At 66.3% G+C, this 3705-nt stretch carries 4 protein-coding genes; 3 read left to right on the forward strand and 1 reads right to left on the reverse strand.

Features of this window, described 5'->3' with window-relative positions; genetic code table 11:
* Positions 1-134: 134 nt before the first annotated feature.
* Complete coding sequence (locus H8R17_RS44760; RefSeq protein WP_187828888.1) at positions 135-440, reverse strand: hypothetical protein; 306 nt, start codon at positions 438-440, stop codon at positions 135-137.
* An 830-nt stretch (positions 441-1270) separates the two neighbouring features.
* On the opposite strand from H8R17_RS44760, the gene H8R17_RS44765 reads away from it, so the two are divergent.
* The 3 genes from H8R17_RS44765 to H8R17_RS44775 all read left to right on the forward strand — a co-directional run bounded on the left by H8R17_RS44765 (position 1271) and on the right by H8R17_RS44775 (position 3645).
* Positions 1271-1528 (forward strand): YlcI/YnfO family protein, encoded by a 258-nt coding sequence (locus H8R17_RS44765; RefSeq protein WP_187828889.1) that lies wholly within the window; start codon positions 1271-1273, stop codon positions 1526-1528.
* A 1-nt stretch (position 1529) separates the two neighbouring features.
* Positions 1530-1901, forward strand: a complete 372-nt coding sequence (locus H8R17_RS44770) for a toxin Doc (RefSeq protein ID WP_187828890.1) — start codon at positions 1530-1532, stop codon at positions 1899-1901.
* Positions 1902-2469: 568 nt separating this feature from the next.
* Entirely contained in the window at positions 2470-3645 is a 1176-nt protein-coding gene (locus tag H8R17_RS44775) for a Cmx/CmrA family chloramphenicol efflux MFS transporter (RefSeq protein ID WP_187828891.1), read from the forward strand.
* Positions 3646-3705 lie beyond the last annotated feature (60 nt).

The following is a 3705-nucleotide window of genomic DNA, read 5'->3' on the forward strand; positions in this document are numbered from 1 at the left end:
CTTCGCGATCTGGGACCAGGTAACCGGCCGGCCCGCAGCGGCCTGAGCAACAGGCCCCGAGCCCGACTGGACCATGCCTCGACACACCGTCAGGCCCTACCCACCCAAACAACGTGACAACGCCCGCAGCAGCTCTATTCGCCCGGGGCGATGTGGTGGACCTTGACGTCGAACAGTGCGAGCTCGGGGTCAGCGCCCACTTCGCGGAAGAGCCGAGGTGCTGCCGGGCCGTCTGGGGCCGCGCGCATAGTTTCGAGGGCGGCGCGGTCCCGCCACAACGTCTGAATACGCCACCGCCCGTCCTGCCCGCTCAGCAACTCGGTTCGTATCAGCCCATCGGGCAGAGGGTGGGCGACAAGCTCACGGTAGGCCGCGACAAGGTCCGCTTCACGCTCAGTCGGGACGACCGCGCTGACCTCGGTCAATATCTGTCCGGTCATGACCCTCACCTCCCTTACTTCCACGCTACGCGGCAGGTCCTGGGGCCGCCCTGCATACCATCCCGACGATCAACAAGATCACGATCTACGGCTGGAGTAGACTCCGACTGCCTTTCAGTCGAGTGTCATCCAGATCGCACCCGCGCCTGATATCAGGACGCACAGGACAAGAGACAAGTCGACAGTTGGCGATTCGACCCAGGATGCTCGCAAGCGCCAAGTAGATTGGTATTCCCTGTCAACCGGTCCGGAATCCATTCACCGAGGTAACCTTGAAAATCGCCGCAAGCATTCCAATTCCCAGGCCTACGATTGCGATCCCGCAAAAAATGAGCCAGGAACGCCGCCGATGTACAGCTTGACTCGTTACGGATGCCATTACTCTCTCCCATTCCTGGCCGCTCAAGGGCGTTGTCACGTTGTTGGGTGTGGGGTGTCTGACGGTGTGCCGGGGCGTGGTGGTGTCGGGTTTCCGGCTGTGTGCTCACGGCGCGGTGGGCAGGCCGGCGACGCCGGTGATCTGCTCCCAGATCGCGAAGCGGACGGTCATCTCGGCGCGGTAGTCGGATGCGGGGTGTCATCGACCCCGTGTTCTGTCTGGTCGACACGCCTTCTGTGTCACTGATCAGCGGTCTGTGTCATGGCCGCCAGCCGGACCCAGCACGGGGCCAGACTTGGATCCCTGGGTCCTTGGGTCCGGCGATTTCCCTGGTCGACGCGGTTCGGCCGGGCGGCTGGGTCCCTGGGTCCGCGTCGCCCGAGGCAGCCTCCTTCGGGGTGATTCTGCTGAATCCGTACCCGTGCTGTACGCCCTGCTGTACGTTCGGAGCATGTCGAAATCAGTGACGATCCGGGTCCCCGAGGACCTCCACGCCCAGCTGCAGGAGCGGGCTGAGACCGAGGGCACCACGGTCACCGCGCTCATCACCGAGGCCGCACGCAACGCGGTCCGCGACCCCCGCCTCGAAGGCGCCGCGGAGGTCTTCCGCCAGTTCGTCGCGGACAACGCGGACGCGTTCGACGCGGCGTTCCCCGACGACGCCCCCGCCCGCCTGGACGCTGCCGAGGTCCCGGGGCGGGCGGCCTGACGTGGAGCTCCACATCGACATCCGCTGGCTGCTGGAGCGCCAGGCGGAGGTGCTGCCCAAGCACCCTGAAGTCCACGACTTCTCCAACCTCGTGGCTGCCGTCGCCCGCCACCGCGTCAACACCCCGCAAGTCGGCGTCATCGTCGACGACGCCTGGCGCGCGGCCGCCCTCATGCACGCCGTCATCCGGCTGCGCCCCCTCCCGGCCCGCAACGCCCTGTACGGCGCCGCGGTCGTCGTGTCCTACATGGACGCCGCGGGCGAGGCCATCGACCCGCCCTACGGCGCGCTGATCGACCTCGCCCGCGACATCGACACCGGCCGCGCCGACGGGTACGACGCAGCCGACCGTATCCGCTCCTGGCGGATCTGACCGCCTGTCCGGCGCCCCGGCGCCGTCAGACGTTGAGAACGGTGACCCGTCCGACGAAGGAAGAAGCTGCGCCATATCTGCGTTGAGGCGTGGATCCTCGCGTCATGACCAGACAGCGTGAGGCCGAGTTGCGGGCGCGAGTGCCTGCGGGCGTTTGCCGTCTTCTCTGGGGGTAACCGTGTGACGCGAGGCGAGTGGAGACCACTTTGTGCAGCTCAGCGCCGGTGTGGTCGACAGTATCGTGTGCAACACCTGTGGCGCTACCTGATGTTGCGTGGAGCACGATCATGGTCCGCCGTTATCCGGTTGATGGTTGCCGAAGCCGTGAGTACTGTGCCTCACGTGATGAGCCCTGAGTCAGACAGAACGGAGCCGCCGGTCGCTCGGCGGCGGGTTGACGACTGACCAACGACCGTTTTGGTTCCTTGGTCGGCTTCGCTGCGAGTGACCGGACACGTGCTCCGTGTGTCTGGTCTGATTCGGCTCTCGTCTCAGCAACAGGTGACGCAGTTCGACGTCCAGCGCGCGGATGTTCATGCCCGCACACGTCAACGCTGGAGTCGACTTCGTGCCCGTGTTCATCTACGTCCTCGGCCTTGCTGTCTTTGCGCAAGGAACCTCCGAGTTCATGTTGTCTGGTCTCGTACCGGGTATTGCCCGTGATTTGTCCGTGTCGGTGGGAGCCGCCGCAAGCCTGACGTCCGCATACGCCATCGGGATGATCATCGGTGCACCGGTGATGGCCGCACTGAGTGCGCGATGGCCACGTCGTCGCGCACTGGCAGGATTCCTGACCGCGTTCGTCGTCGTGCACGTCATTGGCGCAGTCACGACGGACTTCGCCGTGCTGTTCGGAACCCGAATCGTCGCCGCGATCGTCAATGCCGGGTTCCTGGCGGTCGCGATGAGCGTGGCGACCGCTCTCGTAAACCCGGCAAAGCAGGGCCGCGCCACCGCTGTCCTGCTGTCGGGGGTCACGCTGTCGTGTGTTGCCGGCGTGCCTGCCGGCGCCCTGCTTGGGAACTGGTCCGGCTGGCGTTCGGCTTTCTGGGCAGTTGCTGTCCTGTGCTTGCCCGCGTTGGCTCTCGTGTTCCGGTCGGCGCCCGCTGGTGCGGCCCGGCGGCACGATGTCTCGGTGCGGCAGGAAGCGCAGGCGCTCAAGTCGCGCTCGGTGCGGCTGGCGTTGACGCTCGCGGCGCTGGTCAATGGGGCCACTTTCGCGACCTTCGCCTACCTGGCTGTCATTGCCACGGATGTGGCTCACTTGTCCGCCGGCGCGGTCCCCGGACTGCTCGCCGCGTTCGGAGTCGGCGCCTTCATCGGAGTGAACGCAGCCGGTCGTATGGCCGACGGTCAGCTCCGGCAAGGCCTGGTCCTCGCGATGTGGGCTCTGCCTGTCGGGTGGGCGGTGCTTGCCATGACCAGCACGCAGACAGTGCCGTTGCTCATCGTTGCGGTCGTCCAGGGCGGGCTGTCGTTCGGGATCGGATCGACCCTCGTCAACCGTGTCATGCATGTCGCGGCTGATGCCCCGTCCTTGAACGGGTCGTTCGCAACCGTGGCGCTGAACGCCGGTGCGTTCCTGGGACCACTGCTCGCCGGCGCCGTGACTGGGGCGACGGGTGACTACCGAGATGCTGCATGGGTCAGCGCCGCCCTTGCCGCCACCGCAATTGCGGTTACTGCCGCCTCGCGCCTGAGCGCTGCGCGCGGAGAGGCGTTGTCACGTTGTTTGGGTGGGTAGGGCCTGATGGTGTGTCGAGGCATGGTCCAGTCGGGCTCGGGGCCTGTTGCTCAGGCCGCT

The organism is Streptomyces sp. TRM68367, assembly GCF_014495685.1.
In the GTDB taxonomy this organism is placed as follows: Bacteria; Actinomycetota; Actinomycetes; order Streptomycetales; family Streptomycetaceae; genus Streptomyces.

Excerpts from the sequence above, each read along its gene's own strand:
- H8R17_RS44760 (WP_187828888.1), bottom strand. The coding sequence starts at position 440 with ATGACCGGACAGATATTGACCGAGGTCAGCGCGGTCGTCCCGACTGAG.
- H8R17_RS44765 (WP_187828889.1), top strand. The coding sequence starts at position 1,271 with ATGTCGAAATCAGTGACGATCCGGGTCCCCGAGGACCTCCACGCCCAG.